Source organism: Halorubrum sp. CSM-61 (genome assembly GCF_003781945.1).
Classification (GTDB): domain Archaea; phylum Halobacteriota; class Halobacteria; order Halobacteriales; family Haloferacaceae; genus Halorubrum.
Map to the genome: position 1 here is coordinate 116,060 of NZ_RJJW01000008.1, position 20,287 is coordinate 136,346.

At 53.7% G+C, this 20,287-nt stretch carries 15 protein-coding genes; 7 read left to right on the forward strand and 8 right to left on the reverse strand.

Annotated features, from left to right (window positions below):
- Positions 1-191: 191 nt before the first annotated feature.
- The 3 genes from EDM04_RS14420 to EDM04_RS14430 all read right to left on the reverse strand — a co-directional run bounded on the left by EDM04_RS14420 (position 192) and on the right by EDM04_RS14430 (position 3,177).
- Complete coding sequence (locus EDM04_RS14420; RefSeq protein ID WP_007997362.1) at positions 192-1,166, reverse strand: deoxyhypusine synthase; 975 nt, start codon at positions 1,164-1,166, stop codon at positions 192-194.
- Positions 1,167-1,285: 119 nt separating this feature from the next.
- Positions 1,286-1,639: a MarR family transcriptional regulator gene (locus EDM04_RS14425; protein ID WP_123623305.1), complete on the reverse strand. Its 354-nt coding sequence runs from the start codon at positions 1,637-1,639 to the stop codon at positions 1,286-1,288.
- Positions 1,640-2,184: 545 nt separating this feature from the next.
- A complete protein-coding gene (locus EDM04_RS14430) occupies positions 2,185-3,177 on the reverse strand; it encodes a hypothetical protein (protein ID WP_123623364.1) in 993 nt (330 codons plus the stop codon).
- A gap of 1,074 nt (positions 3,178-4,251) precedes the next feature.
- Between EDM04_RS14430 and EDM04_RS14435 the strand changes: the two genes are divergently transcribed.
- Together EDM04_RS14435 and EDM04_RS14440 are read left to right on the forward strand one after the other, a co-directional pair.
- Positions 4,252-5,577 (forward strand): orc1/cdc6 family replication initiation protein, encoded by a 1,326-nt coding sequence (locus tag EDM04_RS14435; protein WP_050033705.1) that lies wholly within the window; start codon positions 4,252-4,254, stop codon positions 5,575-5,577.
- Between the two features lie 280 nt (positions 5,578-5,857).
- Complete coding sequence (locus tag EDM04_RS14440; protein ID WP_050033715.1) at positions 5,858-6,415, forward strand: hypothetical protein; 558 nt, start codon at positions 5,858-5,860, stop codon at positions 6,413-6,415.
- A 16-nt stretch (positions 6,416-6,431) separates the two neighbouring features.
- Here EDM04_RS14440 and EDM04_RS14445 read toward each other — a convergent pair whose 3' ends face one another.
- The 5 genes from EDM04_RS14445 to EDM04_RS14465 form a co-directional block, all read right to left on the reverse strand.
- On the reverse strand, positions 6,432-7,223 hold the full coding sequence (locus EDM04_RS14445) for a hypothetical protein (protein WP_050033706.1): 792 nt from the start codon (positions 7,221-7,223) through the stop codon (positions 6,432-6,434).
- A gap of 15 nt (positions 7,224-7,238) precedes the next feature.
- The gene (locus EDM04_RS14450; protein ID WP_050033707.1) at positions 7,239-7,727 is read right to left on the reverse strand and encodes a hypothetical protein; all 489 of its coding nucleotides are present in this window, start codon (positions 7,725-7,727) and stop codon (positions 7,239-7,241) included.
- Positions 7,728-7,801: 74 nt separating this feature from the next.
- Complete coding sequence (locus EDM04_RS14455; RefSeq protein ID WP_050033708.1) at positions 7,802-8,344, reverse strand: hypothetical protein; 543 nt, start codon at positions 8,342-8,344, stop codon at positions 7,802-7,804.
- Positions 8,345-8,363: 19 nt separating this feature from the next.
- A complete protein-coding gene (locus tag EDM04_RS14460) occupies positions 8,364-10,181 on the reverse strand; it encodes an SWIM zinc finger domain-containing protein (RefSeq protein WP_123623306.1) in 1,818 nt (605 codons plus the stop codon).
- Positions 10,182-10,246: 65 nt separating this feature from the next.
- Positions 10,247-10,501 (reverse strand): hypothetical protein, encoded by a 255-nt coding sequence (locus tag EDM04_RS14465; RefSeq protein WP_050033709.1) that lies wholly within the window; start codon positions 10,499-10,501, stop codon positions 10,247-10,249.
- Positions 10,502-11,028: 527 nt separating this feature from the next.
- Between EDM04_RS14465 and EDM04_RS14475 the strand changes: the two genes are divergently transcribed.
- From EDM04_RS14475 to EDM04_RS14495, 5 genes are all read left to right on the forward strand, one after another.
- Positions 11,029-11,625, forward strand: a complete 597-nt coding sequence (locus EDM04_RS14475; RefSeq protein WP_050033710.1) for a hypothetical protein — start codon at positions 11,029-11,031, stop codon at positions 11,623-11,625.
- Positions 11,626-12,059: 434 nt separating this feature from the next.
- Positions 12,060-12,254 (forward strand): hypothetical protein, encoded by a 195-nt coding sequence (locus tag EDM04_RS14480; RefSeq protein ID WP_123623308.1) that lies wholly within the window; start codon positions 12,060-12,062, stop codon positions 12,252-12,254.
- Entirely contained in the window at positions 12,235-14,679 is a 2,445-nt protein-coding gene (locus EDM04_RS14485; protein ID WP_164471145.1) for an AAA family ATPase, read from the forward strand. The genes EDM04_RS14480 and EDM04_RS14485 overlap by 20 nt, the downstream gene beginning before the upstream one ends.
- Before the next feature lie 168 nt (positions 14,680-14,847).
- Positions 14,848-17,433, forward strand: a complete 2,586-nt coding sequence (locus tag EDM04_RS14490) for a PD-(D/E)XK nuclease family protein (protein WP_123623312.1) — start codon at positions 14,848-14,850, stop codon at positions 17,431-17,433.
- Positions 17,430-20,279, forward strand: coding sequence for an exodeoxyribonuclease V subunit beta (locus EDM04_RS14495; protein ID WP_123623314.1), 2,850 nt, complete (start codon positions 17,430-17,432; stop codon positions 20,277-20,279). The genes EDM04_RS14490 and EDM04_RS14495 overlap by 4 nt, the downstream gene beginning before the upstream one ends.
- Positions 20,280-20,287: the final 8 nt, after the last annotated feature.

Sequence of the window (20,287 nt, forward strand, 5' to 3'; positions counted from 1 at the left end):
TAATTGGCAATCCACGGTGAAAGTGGATCCATTACGGCACGTGGGTGTTCTCTTGTTGGTTTGTGGAAGGGCTATTTAAATTCGTGGTGGGTAGGGAGAGACAACGCACAGTAACCCGCTTCTGGTCGTGATTATTGCGCTAATCCCCGCCACTCGATATCATATCAGACCCGCAACGGGCGTGTGAGAGGTTATTGTTTGAACGCTTTCGCCACAAGCAGTGGGAAGACAAGTGTAGCCTCTGCTTCCACTTGTGTGTAGTTCGTCTGGTTTTCTTTGATCTTCCCCCAAGAAACAGCCTCGTTCGGCGGTGCACCCGATAATGACCCATCACCCTCCATCCCCGTTGAAATATACACCACGTAATCCGCTCCTCCTCGAAAGAGGTTCGTCATGATTGCATGGTGTTTCGGTACTCCACCCCCCACCGCGATGAGCCCCGTCGAGTCCGCCAGCAGCCCATCTTCAATTAGCGAGTCATAGTCGTCCAAAATCTCAATACCCACTTCTGAATCGTACCCTTGACGGTAATAGTAGAGGAAGTTCCCGACCTCGGAGTCCGTCAACGCTGGACAGTACACCGGTACGTCGTTGTCCGCGGCCTGCTTCAGAACCGAATCCTCATCCTCAAGAGTTTCACCTAACTCGCGTGCGAACGACGTTGGTGTTCTCACTTTCTCCTCTGCGAAAAAGTCCTCAAAGAAATCATACAGATACTCTTCCAACCACACATACCGGTCAGAAGGAACGAAGAGATTCCCGAGCCGATTGATCCCACGCTCACGGAGCGATGCCTCGTCTGCGTCCCATTTTCCCATCTTGAATGGCTTTGCCGTCTTGATCACGTCCTCGGTCAGCGATCCAGACGTCGTAATAACTACGTCCACATACCCCTCTCGAACGAGATACGCGACGGTCTCGCGCAGCCCCGACGAGATGATGTTTGACGTGAACGTGAGGTAGACAGTGGCGTCCGCCTCCTGCATACGTTCGGCGATGTCGATTGCCTCTGCGAGCTGCGTCGCCTGGAACCCCGTTGTCCCATAGGCGTCGAGCATCTCGTCAAAATCAAATTCTCCACGAAAGTCGTAGCCACGAACATCCGGCGTGTCAGGTTCCTCATCACTCCCAGGAACGACGTCGCTGTGAGAGTCATCTTTGTCCATACTACTGGATAATCTGACGCCGGTTTGAAGAACTCGGAATCGGTCTCCAAGCCGTTGATGAAACCCTCAACAATTGAGAGTTGGTGACTAAGAGCCGTCAGAAGCCCTTGAGAACAGAGTCACTCTTCCTCGTACGCGAGGTTCATCAGCCATTGGGAGAAGGCGTCTGCCTGCGGATCGACCTCTTCCTCACCGATGAATGGCGAGAGCATGTCACCCGCCATCAGCAGTGAAAAATCACGATCAGATGCCGTTGGTTCGAGATAGTAGGTCCGCTGACCTTCGTACACCGTTTCCTCACGCTGGATCAGCTCGGCACTCTCAAGCCCTTCGACTAGTCGGCTTCCTTTCCGCGAAGAGACACCCAGCTCTTTCCAAAAGTCGCTCTGGTGAATCCCACCTGTCTCACGGACCAGTTCAAGACCCGCACGTTCGTCCTCCGAGAGATCGGCTTCACCCTGTGACGCACTCATATTCCAACAGCTAACGTGTATCCATTATAATCGTTCTTTCTGTCGCTAACACTCGTTATGAGATTGGCCGTGATTGCTGTGCTGATCAGGTCGATCCACCGGAGTGAATCCCTCAATAGTCCCCGGCAGAGTCGAACACGTCGGTGAAGTCCTGAAGAATATCTTGTGACGACTTTCCATCAGCACGAGATGGAATTGGATCCTCCCAGCATTCGACCTCGAGTGTTTGTGTATCCGATATCTGATGCGGATCAGTCGTCACGTTGAGAATTGCCGTGTGATAGATAGCAAGGAGTCGGTGATCATGGACACTCACGTGATCGATGCCAGCTCGATTCAGGACTGCTGGAATATCCGTGGGACTAGAGAGAGATACCGAGACGGTTGGAGAATCCGGGTCACCCATACCAACGATTCTCACATCAGACAGATAAACTACCTGTGCTGGAGAGCCTCAAGGGACTCGCGTCGAGCGTTGAGAAACACCCACGTTTGGGCCGACGTCGACCGTAACGTGTCTCACCCCGTCACGTCGCCAGACGGACTTATCGGTCGGCATTCGAGCGTGTGTGGTACGACTGTCCAGACTTGAATTCGGTCAGTTCCTCGATCCGCGATTCGAGCTCTTCGACTTCATCGCGGAGCTGGTCGGCGTCGTCAGCATCGCTCGCCGCAAGTTGGTCTTTCAGCCCTTGGAGTCGCGTCTCCTTGCGGTCTTCGTCCACCTCGGCTTTCCGAACGTACTCGGTTTCTTCAATCTCGTAGACGTCGCGTTCAGCGACATCAGTCACCTCGAGGGCGTCGTCAACCTTCCCGCGATCAACGCTCACCACCCGATCACGGTCGATCCCGGCTGATTCGAGCGTGTCCAGCACCTCCTCGTCATCTTTGAGCGAGCGGTTCGTCCGAGCCGTCCGCTGGACCGAGCCGTACGATCCCGAGACCGGTCGGTCGTGGTGGAGTCGGTCTAAGAGCGTGTCCGCGATCTCCTTGCGGAGGTCGTTGGCGTTCCGTTGAACGTCCGAGAGCAAGGTATACAGGTCGATGAGTGTCCCTGTCTCGACCCCTTCGAGCGCTGTAACCTCGTGGCGTTCCAGCGCGTCGACGAGCAACAGCGCATCCGCGTAGACATCGAGATCAGGTTCTGTCCGTTCGTCGGAAGCAGGCTCAGAGGACGGGCCCTCGTCCAGTAACAATGAGGTGGTTGGTGCTTCAGTCTCGATGATCACACCTCGGTCGTCGTTCACCTCGAATCGTGGATGGAGACTCAATACCGTCGGGTATGGATCCGCATCGGGTGGGAGTCGATCAAGGTCGAACCCATCGGTAGAGTCGGAGACACGTCGATATAGTGTCTCGAACTGGTCTTTTTGAAGCGGTCGCGACTCACCGCTATCTGAGAATCTGATGATGACACGGTGTTCCTGGACGCCAGTTATCTGAAACCGGTCGTTCGAGAGTGGTGTCCGGAGCGTCGCTCCTTCCGGGAGGTCATCTAACCGCTCAAGGAGATTGTGCCAGCTGACCCGAAACGACATATTCGTAGTGAGAGAGCGCGATGATAAATGTCTGAGGTTGTTGACAGAGATTATCGATGGATTCGTCATTGGGTGGTTATAGTCACTTTTTGGTTGTGGTGACGGAGGTGAAATATAACAGGAAGATACGACTGGGTCCACGGATTCAAGATATTTTACCACTAGACGCACCCCTCTGTCGACTTGTTCAACAAAACCACCTGTATATAGAGGGTCACCTCTATCGATTTGTTTCGCGAGGAGTTACCCATAGGAGATCGGTATTGAATTAGTGGAGAGAAGTTCTTTCCACGCCCTAGTGGGAGGTTTCCATTGCTGATCAAAATTGAGCATAGGACCACTCCTACACGTAGTCGGGGGATTCACCACGACCGTGTCCCTAGGACCACACACCCACCCCTATCGATTTGTTCTAACGAGAAAGAGTGGTGAGGTGGGTCAATCACGGGGGAGCCAAGGTGGATATGGTTAATCAGAATAATATCCTTCGGCTAAATCCATCTTTATAAATTCGATTCTGTTATAATTGGTGTGTAGAAAGGGGGTTGAACAAATCGATAGGAGTGGGTGTAGAGTAGTTAGTCGAAGAAATAAAAGGAGCAACAAGACATCACTCACCACAGTGTACAAGAACTCCGATCCTGGTCTTCGTCGCTTGGTTTCTTGACTTCTTATTTAATATCCTATTAGGAGGTGAATATAGCGACGAAGAGTGATTAGAACAAATCGATAGACGTGTGTTCTTCTATCTAGCTAGTAGCTAGAACTAGAAAGAAGAAAAAGAGAAGGTGGAAGAGACTCTCAATTTTGCCCCAAATCGTGACGTAGATGAGACGTTAGTCCAATCTGGAATTCTGTCACCCCTCCCTTCCTTGGAGGCTGGAACAAATCGATAGGGGTGAGAGGGTGTGTGGGTATTCTTTTGAATCGGTTGAGACGATAACCCCTAACAAATCGTCGGAGGTTACGGAGAGGAACAGCGTAAACCTCTAATACCGTGGATTTGACGGTCATACCGGCAGAAAAGAAATCGACAGGGGAATCTTTTAGTATTTTGGTAGAGTGGGTCCCAATATGCCCACGGATCCTGGTCCCGAGGGAACCTCCGAGTCCACGGGTTCTATCAAAGATCTCATTCTCGAGCAGGAAGAAGCCGCGAGTCTCATCAAGAACCGGTCGCTCCTTGAGCCGAACGAGATCGTCGACGAAGAACGTATCGTCGGTCGTGACACACAGCTCACCGATATTACTCAGCACCTTCGCGTCGCAATAAGTAACGAGCGACCGCCGAATCTTCTCCTCTATGGTCCTTCTGGAACCGGGAAATCTCTTATCATCAACGCTGTCTGTCAGAACATCGTCGAACTCTGCGAAAGCCGTGATATCCGGTTCGGCGTCATCCAGATGAACTGCCAGAACGTGGGAACCCTCGGCGCAGCTGTCTACGAACTTTCCCGAAAGGTGGCGAACGACATCGGAACAACTGTCGATGTCCCGGAACATGGAGTTCCAAACAAGAAAAAATGGCGCGAACTCTACCGTCTGATCAACGACCACTACGATACAGTTGTATTTATTCTCGATGAACTCGATATGCTCGTCGGTCGTCGAGATAAAGACGAGCCCGCTTTTTCGCGCCTTCTCTATCAGCTCTCTCGTGCTGGAAGCACCGACGAGATTACTGCCCAAGTCTCTGTCACTGCCATCACTAACGACACGAAGATGATGGAGAGTGTGGGAAGTCGCGCTCTCAGTTCCTTTACCCCTGAGGACGTTCACTTTAGTGACTACGACGCCGACCAGCTCCGGGAAATTCTCCGGGCTCGGGAGGACGCCTTCCACGAGGATACACTCAGCGGTGACGTCATCCCGCTTGCAGCTGCATTCGCTGCCCAAACCAATGGAGACGCACGGAAGGCGATCGACCTGATGCGAACAGCTGGGTCGATTGCGGAAAAAACAGGTGCAGACAAAGTCCGGGAGGAACACGTTCGACAAGCCCAAGATAAGGTTGAGAAGAACCGCGTGTTGGAGGTGACACGTGGGATTAGTACGCAGAAGAAGCTCTGTCTGTTCGCGACTGCAGCTGTGGCCCGTGAGGATGGAACTGGTGCAGCAAGGAGCCCGATTGGATACCGGGTGTATCAGTACTTGACAGGTACCCTAGATTCGGATCAGTACCACCAGGAGACGTACGTGAATAAGATGAAAGAACTCACGACGTATTCGTTGGTCGAGACAGAGCGGAAGAGTCAGGGACCACACTCGGGTAGCTACCTCGAGTTCACGTTTGGTGAGAATCCGGAGACTATCATCGAGACGCTCCGAGAAGATTCGCGGCTAGACGACGTCCACAATGACGAACTCCGCACCGTCGTGAATGCACAGCTCAATCAGTAGGGTGTTCACCGAACAAGTCGATAGGGGCGAGGGTGTTATCGATGACTCAGTTTTATCGGTGACAGGAACAAGTCGATAGAGGTGGGTCTACAGACTGTGGTGGTCGCTCACACAACAAATCGATAGGGGCGACTGTTTAGCATTTTGCGTTACCGATATTCTAAAAATCGTAGATGACGCTGGGATCTTTTGTGAATGAACGGTACTGTAGTCAACTGATCGAGGAACCACGCTATTGTCGTGAGGAAAACTGACACTCCCGCCTATGGAAGATACACGTATGACGAGCTACGTGTTTCGTGTATGGTTGCTCCCGAATCCGCCACTGGAGCTCGAACCCGACGAGGAGGTCTGGCGGGATATCGAAGTCGACGGGTCACATACACTAGCCGAATTCCACGAGGCGATCTTCGAGGCGTTCGAGCGTTGGGACAGCCACGCCTACGAGTTCATCACGCGCAACGAGGACGGCATCGCGCTCCGGAGCTACGTCCACCCACAGCTCTACGACGGCGGCCCGAGCTGGCGAGCGATGGACGACGCGGAGATCGACCGCTTCATCGATCAAGCCGTGCCCGACGACGCCTCCGAAGACGCCAAAGCGCGGTTTCGCGAGCTCCAGTCGAATCCGCCGCCGGAAGGTAACGCCGCCGACACCACGATCGACGAGTTAAATCCGGAAGAGCTGGGAGCGCTCTCCTACACGTTCGACATGGGTGACAACTGGGAACACTACATCGAACTCCAGGATACTCGCAACGCATCGTTGGACAGTAGCCCCGTGGTCGTCGACGAACAGGGGGACGCACCGTCCCAGTATCCCGATATGGACGAGTAGCGGGTGGTTGTCCCGCCTACAGTCGTTTTTCGTCAATGATGGCGGCGGTATCTGTCCCGGCGATTGTGTCGGATTCTGCCAGCAGGTCGTCGATCTCGTCTGGATCGTAGACCTCCTTGACGATGCAGTAGTACTGTGACGGCGTTCCGAAGTCGTAGACCATGCTGAGCCGATCCCCTTCTCGGAGCGTCGCACGTTCAGCGATGTCTCCGATCGTCACGCCACTCGCGTTCGTGTACGAGGGGTCGTCGATCTTCTCATACTGGTGGTCCGGGAGAACGTTGAGTGACGAGTCCAGATACTCGTCTTCGAGGCCGTACATCCGGAGATGAAGATCATCGAGCGTACTGAATCGACACACGAGCCGATCGAGTTCTGCTATCGTCGTTTCCGGCCGAACGACGATATCGTACCACTCCTCGCGAGCGCGACCCTTCTGCTTCCAGCGAAGACGGTAGCCGGTGGTGCCGATACGAGATTCTACCTCCATGCTTGCATCCTGTCTCAGCTGGTCGATCTCATCGAGTGTTGCAGCCCAGCAATACGAACAGATCTCATCTGGCGCATCGCTCTCGAATGCCGTCTTGTCGAGACCTTTCCAGTCAGCATATCGCGGTAAATCGATGTATTCACTCGCGGGTGAGCGCGTACTCCGATCACACAGCTTCTCGCCGGGCAACTCCTGACGAGGGGAATAGGTCGACCTGCCGACTGGTTCTGCTTTCAGGTCGACGATATGGTCGACAGTCCCTATCTGACTGACTTCGATAACAAATCGCTCCAGTATCTCCGTCTCTGAATCGGTCATGGTTTTGGTAGTCTGTTATTCGACATCACTCGGAAGGATTCCATACGTTCTGGCGACCGAGACGATCTCTTCGCGGAACTCCTCGAACTCCTCACCGTGCGAGTCCGCGAGTGTTTCCACCTCGTCAGAATATGCCTCGCGGATCGCTCTCGCTTCGGCCCTCCCCTCGACGGTCGGTTTCCAGAGGGTTGTCGTGCCATAGTCCCCTGATTCGAACGACGGCCCAGATCGCTCGCGTTCTCCGACACACTCGACTAATCCCCGTTCTTGCAGTGTTTGAAGCGCGGTTTCGACTTCAGGTCCGAACTCCGAATCCATCGAGAGAAGCTCTTCGAGTGGCGGCTCTTCGGATCCACCTTCTGTCGTGATTGCGTCGAGTTGCGTACAGGCTACAACGAGGTCGTCAGTCGTCTTTTCGACGCCAGCGTAATCGTGTTTGTATCGTCTGTCGTGGGTAGTGAGTTGATCGATGAGTAACCGCTCGATCCACGTCTCGGTTTGCATGTCTGTATCCTACGATCGGAATCAACAAAGCGTGTCGCACGAAGCTGCATGTCGGGACGAACAGCAGCCACCGATCAATCGAGTTTTGCCCGCTCTTTCAGCTCGCCGACTAGGAGATCGAGGATCGCTTCTTTGTCCTCCTCGGGAACGTTCCTGCCGTCGAGTTCGTCGAACTTCTCTTCCCAGTGATCTATCCACGACCCGAACACGTCCTCGAATGTGTCTTCTGGATCGTCTGCAGCCCTGACGTCCTCGATCCCCTTCTGAATCATCTCGTGGGGCCCTCCGGCTCCAAGCTCGGCTTCGAGTACCAGCCATGGTTCGTACTCGAAGGTCGAAGAAAGTTCTTCGATATGCCACGTCTCGTCGTTCAAATCCAGTTGATACTCCGTCACCACGTGAAACCGAGCTGGTGAGGCATCGACACCCGGCACACCCATGTCCGAAAGGTACACCGTCGGATGACGCTCGATCTGTAACGAGAGCATGTCATCTGCTTCGAACTGGAATCTGAAAGCCCGCTCTCTGATCTTTCCCAGTGTCAGCCCATCTTCAGGCAGGTCGATGTCACACTCGTCCAGCACGGTGAGAACGCGGTCTTTGGTAGTCCTATCCATTATCCTCACCTGGTTTCGACTACTCAGTGAAGCCCTCCAACAGTTCCTCGAGCATCGGGCGGAGCTTGTATTTCCGGTAATGTTCGTCTCGGAGATCTTCGACGTAGACACACCACTCATCGAGTTCACCGACAACTCGGGCGGCCTTTCCGGCAGTTTCCAGCCACTGGACGGCGTGTCGGTACCGTTGGGACTGTCCCTCCTCGATGATTGGCTTGGCTTGTTCCTTACAGGCGTCGATCGTCCAGTCTGGGTGCTCATCCCAGACTTCCTCGACGACCGGCTCCACGACCTTGTAGTCCGAAAATCGATCCGCGATATCGATAGCCGCCTCGTACTGCTCTGCGTACAGGAAGATTTCGACGTGCCGTCGCGCAACTCGCTGCGTCGTGTCCTTGTTCCGAAGCGATGTCACCAACTCTTCGCGAATAGTCATCCACTCCTCACCGGCGAGTTCCTCTGCCGCTTGGTAGGCCGCAAGCGTCGGCGAGGCTTCGAATGCGGCGATAGCCGCCTCCAAGGCCACCTCCGGTTCGTCGAGGCTGGCGGCTCGATCGCGGAGCCACTCGGCCAGCTCAGCTTTCTCGCTGCCGTCTAGTGTCAATCCGCGTTGGGCCACCTCCAGTGCTGCTCGGGGCCGATCATGGTTTCGCAGCGTCTGGGCTAGTGTGAGTGCTTCGTTCGGGGAGGACAAGTTGTGCCGGCCGTATTCGATCGCCTCGTCGATCCGTCCTTCCTCCACGAGCTTGGTTACGTAGTCATCGATCAGATCCGCAGCCTCCGCCAGATCCAGGTACTCCTCGTTGCGACCTTGGCGCTTGAGGACGTTGAGGTGAGCCCTGATGAAGTCCTCGGCGTACCACGGTGGATCCCCTCCCCAGAGGTCGGCATAGCCGATATCGCCCTGCATCGCTCGCTGAACCGGTTCGAAATCCCAGCCCCGTTGGGCGGCTTCGAGCGCGGCACTGTACGGCGGATGGTGTGTATAGCCTCCCATCTCCTGTACCCACGTCCAGAGGCGATCCTTCCAATCGGTACGCTCGACCTCCGAGAGGTCGGCGGTGAGCAGCGCCTCGGCCAGCACTCGGTCGACCTCGTCGAAGAACTCGAAGATCGCGTTCGAATCGTCGTACGAGAGCGCGAGCCACTCTTCGTCCATGAGTTCGTTGGCCAGCGGTTCGAGGATGTCCAGTGCCGTCTCGCCGTCGCCAGCCTCGACGGCTGTGCGTGCCTGATCGAGAAGGCCTCGCAACTTCTCGACGTCGGTTTCGGCTGCCTCGTACGGGTCGTAGGCGTGAGCGCTTCGCCCCTTAGTCGGTCCGAGAATGTTCTGTACCTGCTGGCGGATCGATTCGCGATTGATGTCCGGAGTTCGACCGTGTTCGCCATTCTCCGTCTCGTCTTCTGACTCGGCTGTTTCGAGTTCGGATTCGATCTGGGATGCCAGCTCCGGGCGACTCTCAATGAGGCTGGTGAGAACGTCACGGAGGATCTCGGGCTCGGCATCCGCGATCAGTTCGGAGATAGGCGGTCGCTGGTCGATCCCATCGGAATCGCGGACGTACGTCAGGAGAACGGCGACACGGTGCTTGCAAATCCCACCGTGATCGTACGGACAGGAACACGCCGTGTCAACGACCCCAGTTTCGTCGAGATCGATCCGCACCTGGTAGGGCTCGTACTGGCTGCCTTCAACCGCCGCTCGGATCGTCTCACCGCGCCGGACGAGCTTGACGACGGCACCCTCGGCGTAGTAGTTTCCCCCCCGGTCGTATGACTGGGGACGTGCCAGATCCCGGACTGCTGCCTCCGTGAGTGTCGGGTCGGGATCAACCATCGCTCGTATGGTATCTACGGATTAAACCCGTAGTAATTGTGGTGGGCGGTTGGGTGGCTGTGTGCCTACGAATCTGGAACCCAGACGCCTTTCACCGGCTGGAAGACGGCGTAGGCGTCGACATCCGACGTGTCGGTCGGATGAGCGGTGTGTAGCGTGAGTTGCCCCCTGCTCGTGTGTTCTCGGTTCTGTTCAGTTACCCACTCCTCTGCGTCCGCTTTCAAGTCGAAGGCGAGTCGACCATCCTCATCGAAATTCGCCTCCGCGAGTGGTGTCTCGCGAAAGACCGAGTCTTTGATTTCCACGATGTAGTCGACCATAGCTGTTCGTTCGCGGTAGCTCTCCTTTAGAATTCCCCGTGCTGAACAGATTAGATCTCTGCCAACCGTACAAACCGTATATGGAACTGACGCTCGAACATCTCCAGTCTGAGCACCTCGATCCGCTTCCGCTCTTTCAGTCCGAAGAAGCGACACTCTGGCACATCGACACCACACACATCCGGACGTGGTCGCCGACGATCACGTCAACGCCAGACTCGCCACAGCCACGATCTGGTCACTCGACGAGGATCGGACATACGCCCTGCTCGTGCTCCGGGAGAAGGTGGAGTGACGAAGCGATCCCAGAATTACTGCGCTATCTCGCTACCCATCTACATGGATCGGATACGGCCGTAGCGGAAACGTTCTCCATCGGGGTGTTCACGGCGACTGCGGTCAGGTCGCCTGCGGGCCGGACCGTCTGGTGGCGTGAAGACTACGTCGACGACACCGCCGGGTGAGGAACGGATATCCTCTCGAAGGCCGACCCGAGGAATTACGCCGCCATCCAACCAACAACGCTTATGGATCACACTCACGAGGCGTTCGCTGACGCACTCTCCTCGGGCGACACCGAGCGCGTGAATCGGGCGATCGACGAAATCGAAAACACCGAACTCGAGGAACGAGCCGCCCTGTTCGACGAGTGTTTCGATATGTGTCTCGACCTCTACGAGGCCGACGATGGATACCAGCGACAGTCCGTGATTCGCTTTGCGGCCAGTCTGTATCCGCGCTTGGCCTATCGAACGGTCGGTGCGGACCTCACCGACGAGGCGTTACCGGGTGAGTGGACGCTCGAGGAAATCGCGACCCACCGCGAACGATTGCGGGACCTCTACGCGGACGCGCTCCGCGACGACGACGGCCGCGTGCGACGCGCGGCCGCCAAGGCGACCAAGGAACTGGCGCTGACCGCCGAGATGCTTGAAGCCGAGGACGAACTCTGGTCCATGATGGACGAACTGGACACGCTCGCCGAGGAGTGTGCAGACTCGAAGCGAAAACATGTCGAGCAGGCCTACGAGAACGTCGCCTTTCACGCGGAGAAGCCGTTTTCCCTACTCCCGGACGGGCTTCGGAACGCGCTCGAAGGCGACGACCACAGTAGTGGACGGTAGCTCACTCGAACGCTCTTGTGTAGGACATTGTTGATAGCTTGCTGTCTTGCGATTTCGGTCTATCCCGGGTGAACTCTATTCGGCTTAGAGAGACGTTCAGATCGGTGGTTGTGGCTACTTGTGAAAATACCGTGACCGTATCAACAATCTCCTACGGAAGAGCGATGAAGAATTATTCCGACTTCGAGAGGAGGGTGTATCTGAATTGCTTGCTGCCACCAAGGAGCCTATTTCTGAATTAGAGCAGCGCTCTGTAGCCAATACAGCTCTCAATAAATTCTTTGAGGCACGTGATCTTCTTCCTATTTAAATCAGATACAAGTGAGAGAACTCATTCCCCTGCTATACTGACCTGTAACATTAGTGGTGATCTATAGTATATCAACGATCTCCTATTGCCAAGTTATTTAATTATGTTTTTTATATCATAATCTATGGTAGATGGAGGTCGAGATTTGGAGCAAGAAATTCAAGCATCGTTTTCTGAGAAAATCTCGGATGAGGATTCGGTTCCAGACGCGGTTGCTGACAGATTAAATGAGTTGGAGCTAGCGGGTGAACTCACGGAGAGTGCTGAAATCAAAGACGTGATCGATGAGGAGGTTTCAGATGCAGATTCAGAGTATTGAGGTAGAGAATTTTCGAGGGATTACGAAGTGGAGCGATGAGGACATAAATGGTCAAAATGTTAGAATTCTAGGTCCAAATGGTTCTGGGAAGAGTTCAGTCATTCAAGCCATTGAATTCCTTTTGACCGGCGATATAGACCAACTTCGGGGGCGTGGTAAGCAGCGGGTATCTTTCCGAAAGCATGCTTCCCACATCTTGGCAGATCCAGATGAGGCAGTTGTTCGTGCAACTGTCGAGGAATCCGGAGAAGGCCAAGTACGTGTTGAACGCTCAGTGGGAGATCCTGACCAACTAAATGTAATAGAGCCAAGTGACAAAGATCAGCCACCGGGATGGTTACAGCAACAGATGGACATCGCATCTCTTGGTTATTCGATTTTAACAAGGGATAGGCTCTTACAGTTCATTTCAATACCGGAAGGAGAACGTGGCGATAAACTAAACGAACTATTTCAAATTCAGGATATCGATGACAAGCGAACCGCACTAAAGACTACATACAAGAACTATCAAGATATAGTTACTACACGTAAAGAGGATAGTAAAGATGCTGAAAAAAGATTTTTCCAGTTATTCAATGGTGAAGTGTCCACGTTAGAGAGAGCGCTTGAGATCGTTAACGAACACAGGAAGAACCAGCAAGTGGACACGGTTGACTCACTAGACGAAGATCTGACAAAAGGACTATCTATAGAAAAAGTAACAACACCGGCTCTTCTTCAGCCTGGTACTCAGGAAGTTCTAGCAGACATTGACGATTGGATTCACCACCGCTCCTCAGAACTGTTTGATATTGAAAAGGACTTGCGAAGAGATGTCAAAAACGTTGAAGAACAAGAGCATGCTAAGCGTGATCTTGATACAGTTGACCTCATTTCACGTGGGAAAGACCTGATTGAGGAATACGAAAATCAGTGTCCACTATGTTTGAAAGAGTGGGACAGTGACGACTTACAGTCACATCTCGAAGACCGGCATCAACGTATCCAAGGTCTTCAATCACTCCGAGATAGCATCACATCAAAAAAGTCCGAACTAAGTACATCTCTCACGAGGTTTCAAAGTTTGTTAGAGCAGCTTGTGGCTGATATCGACGATGAACATCCCGAAGAGGCGACAACTTTCAACAAGGTCATTTCCGACATTGAAGAGTGGGAGTCAGACTTACAGACTGGATCCATGTCTGGGGTACCAGAAACACCAGAAGGTGCGGAGTACTCAATGCCACAACTATTCCCTGACAGACTAACTAAAGCTGTAAACCAGTTACAATCGAAGTCAGCCTCAAGTGGATCTACTACCGGACAACAAGATATTGAGTTCCTATCCCGAGCAGACGACCGTTACGAAACTGTAATTAAAAAAGAGGCTAGTTATACAGTAGCAAAACGCCGAAAGGAAGTCGCGGAACTGGTTTACCAAAACTTCTTGGATGCCCGTGAGCGGGTATTAGAGACTGTTTTTAACGAGATTCGTGATAAATTTGAGGATTACTATTCACAGCTGCACTCTGATTCAGAAGCAGAAGATTTCAATGCCCTTATCGAACCTACGGACACTGGTGTCCGTTTTGAAGCCACATTCCACGAAGAGGGCACACATGATCCCGACGCAATCCATAGTGAGGGGCACCGTGATAGCATGGGATTAGCCCTGTTTCTAGCAATATCCCATGTTGGGGGTGAAGCGATGGATATTCTGCTTTTGGATGATGTCGTAATGTCGATTGATTCGGGCCACCGTTCTGACATTGCATCCTTTTTATCGGATGAAATATCAGACAAGTATCAAGTTTTGATCACTACACATGATAAAACGTGGGATAGACATCTTACCCAAACGCAATCCTTTAACAAGCAGGTCCGTTTCTCTAAGTGTTCGTTAGAAGCAGGCCCTCTCCCGGTTGGAGACATCAGCAATCCCTGGGAGCGCATTCAGCATCATATCGACGAAGACGATGTACCAGCTGCAGCAGCATGGATCAGAAAGACAGTCGAATGGTTTTCGCGAAAATCATGTCAGCACCTAGAAGCAGAAGTCCCATATCATGATCTGATCGAAGATGATCTGAATCCAGGATTCATCTTTGGAAAAGCGATTACCACCTACCGAAGTCGCTTAGAAGATGGTCAAATCACACAGAGAACCGACTGGACTCAGGATGAGATCGATGCCGAAATAGATCGCCTCACCGATACCCTTCGAGATCGACAGCGTCACCTCCAATTTCTCAATTCTAACATCCACCATAACGAGCCAGAGGCGTCATTCTATACCGGAGAAGAGCTAGCCCACCAGAGAGAGGTGTTTAAAAAGGCATACGAGATACTCTACTGTACCGACTGTGATAGTTGGATCAAACAAGGTGACTGGGGAGTCTACTGCAAATGTGCGACTCGTGTTGAGGTAGAGCCCAATCACTAATTTAAGTCTCATTATACTCCTCAGTTAGATTCATTAGAAAGATTTCATCAGTTTCGCGAAGAAATACTTGAGGCGGTGGAGGATGTAGAAACAGCTCTTAAGAATCGCTGATAATCAGAATATAGTATCCTAACAAAGATTTAACCGATACCGACGACTCCACGTGTTGTGCCATTTACCCGCGCAAAATCATCACGTCAACTCTACGACGAAGTCAAATCGTACGACCGAGTGATTACTCCAGATGGACCGCTCGCGAGTGCCCTCAACCGCCAGCTTGATCGGTCACACCTCGGTCCGTTTGCTATACCCCCACGTCGCCTTGCGGTCGGTCGCCGGCAAGAATCTGAGGACCGACTCGCGTTCCTCGGCATGATCACAAATGAAGATATTTCGTGGAAACGGTGCGCCTACGCAGTCGGGAATATCCTCCAGTGTTGGGAACACCAAGGATCCCACGAGGCTATCTTCGAGTACGACGCCTACATCGACGAGGCTACCGAACGCGCAGTTGAGCGAATCGGTGATCTTGAAACGGCATCGATGAAGCTCACAAACGACACTATCGAGTCAGATCTCGATGTGGTCGTCGTCGAGCCGAAGATGCTTACCCAACTCGAACGAGCGTATCTGCCTACTGAGTACGATACGGTCAGTCTCTTTGCCGACACAGAGTTTGAGCTGTCGCCGTTTCGCATCCATGATTCACCGACAGCGATCATCGAAACGGTGGTGAATGGGGTCACCGAGACAAACGCCGAAAACGTCGGGATTGTCCTCGATCAGGAAAGCGAGTACTCACCACTCATTGAGTCCGCCCTCGAGGCAGCCGACATCCCATTTTTCGGCGGACCAGGCTTTACTGATCGCAGCGAACACCGCTTGTTCCTTCATCTCCTCCGGACTGCTCACCGTGGAACTGACACTCGAATCAGCGAGATTCGATCGCTGCTGACAGCTTTTGACTGCGATGTTACCGACCGTGAGGCGGACAAGCGGCTCCACGAACTCGATGATGGTGACCTTTCGTGGCTGATCGACTTCTGTCACGAGATTCAGGAGTACACGTTTTCGGACGCGCTCTCGGCGTTCGAACACCGTGCCGACGACACGCTTGATGCCTTTCGAGCGGAGCTAAATGAGCTTGGCATCGCCGACGAGCCCGTTACGGAGGCGCGCCTCGACGAGCTGTCGTTCTATCTACAGACGTATGAGGTACCTGTTGACCGGGATAACGAAGGCGTCCTGCTCGCTGACGCGAAGTCGGCATCATTCGTCGGCCGTGAGGTCGTCTTCTATCTAGGCCTCGATGACCGGTGGACACATTCGGCACCGCGTCGTCCGTGGGTTGATCAGGAAGCTCAGTTCACGCGGAATCTCAAGAGCTTCCAGTTGCTGTTACAGAGCGGGAGCCAGCAACACTATCTCGTTCAGGATGCAACCGGCGGATCGCCGGTTACCCCGTGTCTGTACTTCGAAGAGCTCCTTGAACGAGAATACGATCGTTTCTCAGAACTGCCGTCTACCACCCATCAACTCCGATCTGAACCACATGATGGGGCTGTATTCAACACAGAGTCAGTTGACGTGTCTCCTGAACCAGTCGAGACGATCAGTAAGTCGAGTCTCAACACCTACGTGAACTCACCGCGAGATTACTACTTCAGCCGGATCGTCGACGGCCCAGAGAAAGAGTATCTCACTGAAGGCAACCTGTTCCATGACTTTGCGGAGTTCTACGTCACCCATCCTGCGGTCGTCGACGACGCGGCGCTGACAGAAGTCGTTGACCTCATGCTTGATGAAGTCCGTCCGCTGATCCGCTCCGTTGATGAACAGACTCGCCGCACTGAGTACCGTGTTAGCCTCGAAACAATCGTCTCGTACCTCGACGACAACCCCTCGAAAGACGGAGCGTTCCTTACACCCTCTAGCAGTACTGAGAACGCTATTGCCGACTACTTCGGGTACGATATCGAGTCGCCGGTAACTGAACGCCGGTTTGTTGATGAGGATCTTGGTATCAACGGAATGATCGACCTTGTCCAGTCGCAAACCGAGCTGCTGGATTACAAAAGCGGGAGTGAGAACGACGCCAATTCAATTGTCCAAGACGCCGCGATCGACGAACCATCCGACGAACCGGATTTCCAAGCATTGCTATATCTCACCTACTGGCGCTCACAAACGCCCGCTCAACAGCTCTCGTTCACGTTCTTTTACGTCACTGAACTCGTCGACGACGCCATCGCCGGTGACGTCGATATCGACGACGCGCTGACGACAGTGACATACTATCCCGGATCTCTCACAGATCACGTCCGAACAGAGGAGTTCTTCGAGTACCTTCGTGAGGAGGGGGCGAACAAGTGCCAGAAAATTCTCTCGAAGATCGACTATCAGACGTACGCTGCTCTCTTCGATGCCACACCACTCGTTGAGACAACTGACAGCGACGAACTCATCGAGTCAGAGTTCGGCCGGACGATGATTAAACGACTCGAGGCAGAGATTGGAGAGTACAAGTACGTAAAGACGGGGAGCAAACAGGTTATGCGGGAAATCGCTCGGCAACAGAAGGGTGCGTTCTTTGAACCTGACCTGGATGCGTTTGAGTCGTTTGTTGAGGAGCGACTGACAGAGCTCAACCGACGTCGTACAGGTGACGAGCCGTTTCCCATTGAGGGACTTGCTGGCGAGCCGAATTACCGGCGGGTGGATAATCGTGATTTGCTCTTGGAGGGTGACCAATGAGCGACGTTACACCAAACCCGGAGCAACGCGACCTCATTGAGTCAACCGACGGCCTGTACATCGTCGACGCTGGTGCTGGCACCGGGAAGACCTTCACTGTCACCCGGCGGTATGCGAACATCGTCGATCAGGACGGGATCGATCCGTCTGATGTCCTGTTGGTAACGTTCACGAACAACGCAGCTGAGGAGATGCGCGACCGGATTGTGCGGAACACCGAGTACGGTATGCGGGAGCTCTCGAACGCCCCGATCCAGACGTTCCACTCGTTGGCACACGATATCCTCGACGAACACGGCCATGATGCTCCGACATATCTCGGCGTGGAGGAGACGATCACCGGCTCGACGCGGATCATCGAAGACGATATCATCGAACAGGCGCTGTTTCGAGAGTTTATCGGCCAGTTCATCGACTCGCACCCTGAGTACAACGAGTTCTTCACAGCGATCTCAGAAACGACAGAACTGCTCGATCTCATCAAAGAGCTTTCTGCGAAGGGTGTCTTTCCCACCAAAACCGGCTGGTACCGCGACGGTGAATCACACCTCGACGGTGACTTTGCGGCGTTTGAGACGCTGTTCGCCGATATAAATCAACCTCGAAACGGTGGCAGCAAGCAGTCGAAGCTCCGGTCGAAGCTCAGCAAATATGGGAAAGAGAAAACCTACCTCCCAGAGGCACCTGAGAGATGGGAGCTTCGCGGGAACGCCAAACAGATTCCAGCGGATGTCGCTGGACGCGTTTTCGAGGACGATCGAACAGCACTCAAGCAGTTCGTTCACGATGTGTATCACGCCTACCTTGAGTTTGCGCTTCGACGGAACTACCTGAACTTCGGGTTCCTTCAGCTGTTTGCGTTCGTCCTTCTGTGTGAAGACCACGATCTTCGAGAACGACTGGGCTACGAGTATGTGATGGTCGACGAGTTCCAGGACTCCAGTGAGATCCAGTTCAAACTCATGCTTCTTCTGGCCGGCACAGAGAATATCTGTGTGGTCGGTGACTGGAAGCAAAGCATCTACAGCTTCCAATACGCCGACGTCGACAACATCCGCGAGTTCGACGAGCGACTCGACCGGTTCGCCGAAGAGCTGAATCGGGACGCAGATCGCGTCACATTCCCGACGACGACAGCTGCCAGCAAACAACTGACACGGAACTACCGGTCGACCCAATCTATCCTAAGGTTCTCGACACAGGCGCTGACGGCTCGTGCGACGAACAGTGAGTTACTCGATGTTGAGGCAATCTCCGAGGCGGTCACACGGTTGAAGGCGGACACAGACCATGACGAGAGCCGTATCGAGGCGCTCACGAGTGAGGATGAACACGAGGCGATTCTCGCGAAAATCGACGACATCGTCGACAATGATGACTACGCCGTTGAGGGTGACGATGGCGAGTACCGCGCGCCGACGTACGGTGATATCGCCGTTTTGACCCGGACTCGCGATTTCGGCCGGGACCTACTCGACACGGCAAGCGAATACAACCTGCCGATGGCCTACGAGGGAGGGATCGAAGTCTTCCGAACCGATGCTGCGAAATTGCTGTTAGCGTGGCTCCGCATCCTCGAACGTGACGCCGACCGTGGTTGGGCACTCGTCTTAGAAGAGGCCGGATACACAATCGACGAGGTGAAAGCGATCACCGATCGCGGGGCGTACCCTGAAGCGATGGTTACCTTCCGTGAAAACCTTCGGGAGATGGAGACATTCGGGGGTGTCGCCCGTCGCGTGTTCGATCGGTACGACCGGAGTGGTCCAACCGCGGACGTTGTCCTTGACACTATTCAGTCGGTCCACGGGACGACAACGTTCACTCGTGGAGAACTCATCCAGTTTATCGAAGCCGCGATCGAAGAGGGCAGCACCCATGAGGTCGACGCTGGTGCGGGAACGAATGCGGTGACTGTTCAGACGATCCACGCAACGAAAGGGCTCGAATATCCGATTGTCATCCTCGCGAATATGAACACGAACAAGTTCCCATCAACCGGTGGCAGCGGGAGCGATATCGCGTACACAGACCCAATCGGACTCCGACAGAGAAAGGTGTACTCTGAGGAGGCTCACGATGTCCCACACGTCTACGACAACTGGCAGACAGACGTTCTCAATAAGTGTCTCTCCCAGAACTACGATGAGGAACGCCGACTGCTCTACGTGGCTATTACGCGTGCTGAGAGCCACGTCATTCTAACCGGCGGTGAGAATCCAAATGTGTTCCTCGACGAACTCCCCGTTAATATCGAAACAGTCGACCCAGATCTGTCGTCCTTCAGCGCAGTAGACAACGAGTCTTCACCGTTTACCGTTGACATTCCGGATCCTGATGGGCCAGCAAGCTACTCCCCGCATACGTTCATCGACGATGCCGTGTTCGAAGGAGACACCGGTGGTCGAGGGATAGAGTTTGGCTCTGAAGTCCACGAGTTCGCAGAGCGGTATGTGCTCGGTGAGGCTGTCGACACCGGGGACAACCCTGATAAGGAGAATGTGAAGGAATTCTTAGACTCACTTGACGGCAAGAGGAAAGCTGAGATCGACGCGTTCCTTCCGTTGACTGTCGATGACAAGGAGGTGACGATCGGCGGGATCATCGACTTGCTCCATATTACGCCTGACCGGGTTGATATCATCGACTACAAAACTGACCTCACGACCCACGCCGAAGACGAGTACGAGAAACAGCTCAGTATTTACTACCACGTCGTTGCCGACCAATATCCAGATCGGTCGGTCACTGCATCGATTTTCTACACCAATGATGGTGACCGGCGGGGGATCACCCATCTCAGCAAATCAGAACTCAAAGACCTGGTCCGAACACACCGTGCGTGATTCCTTCC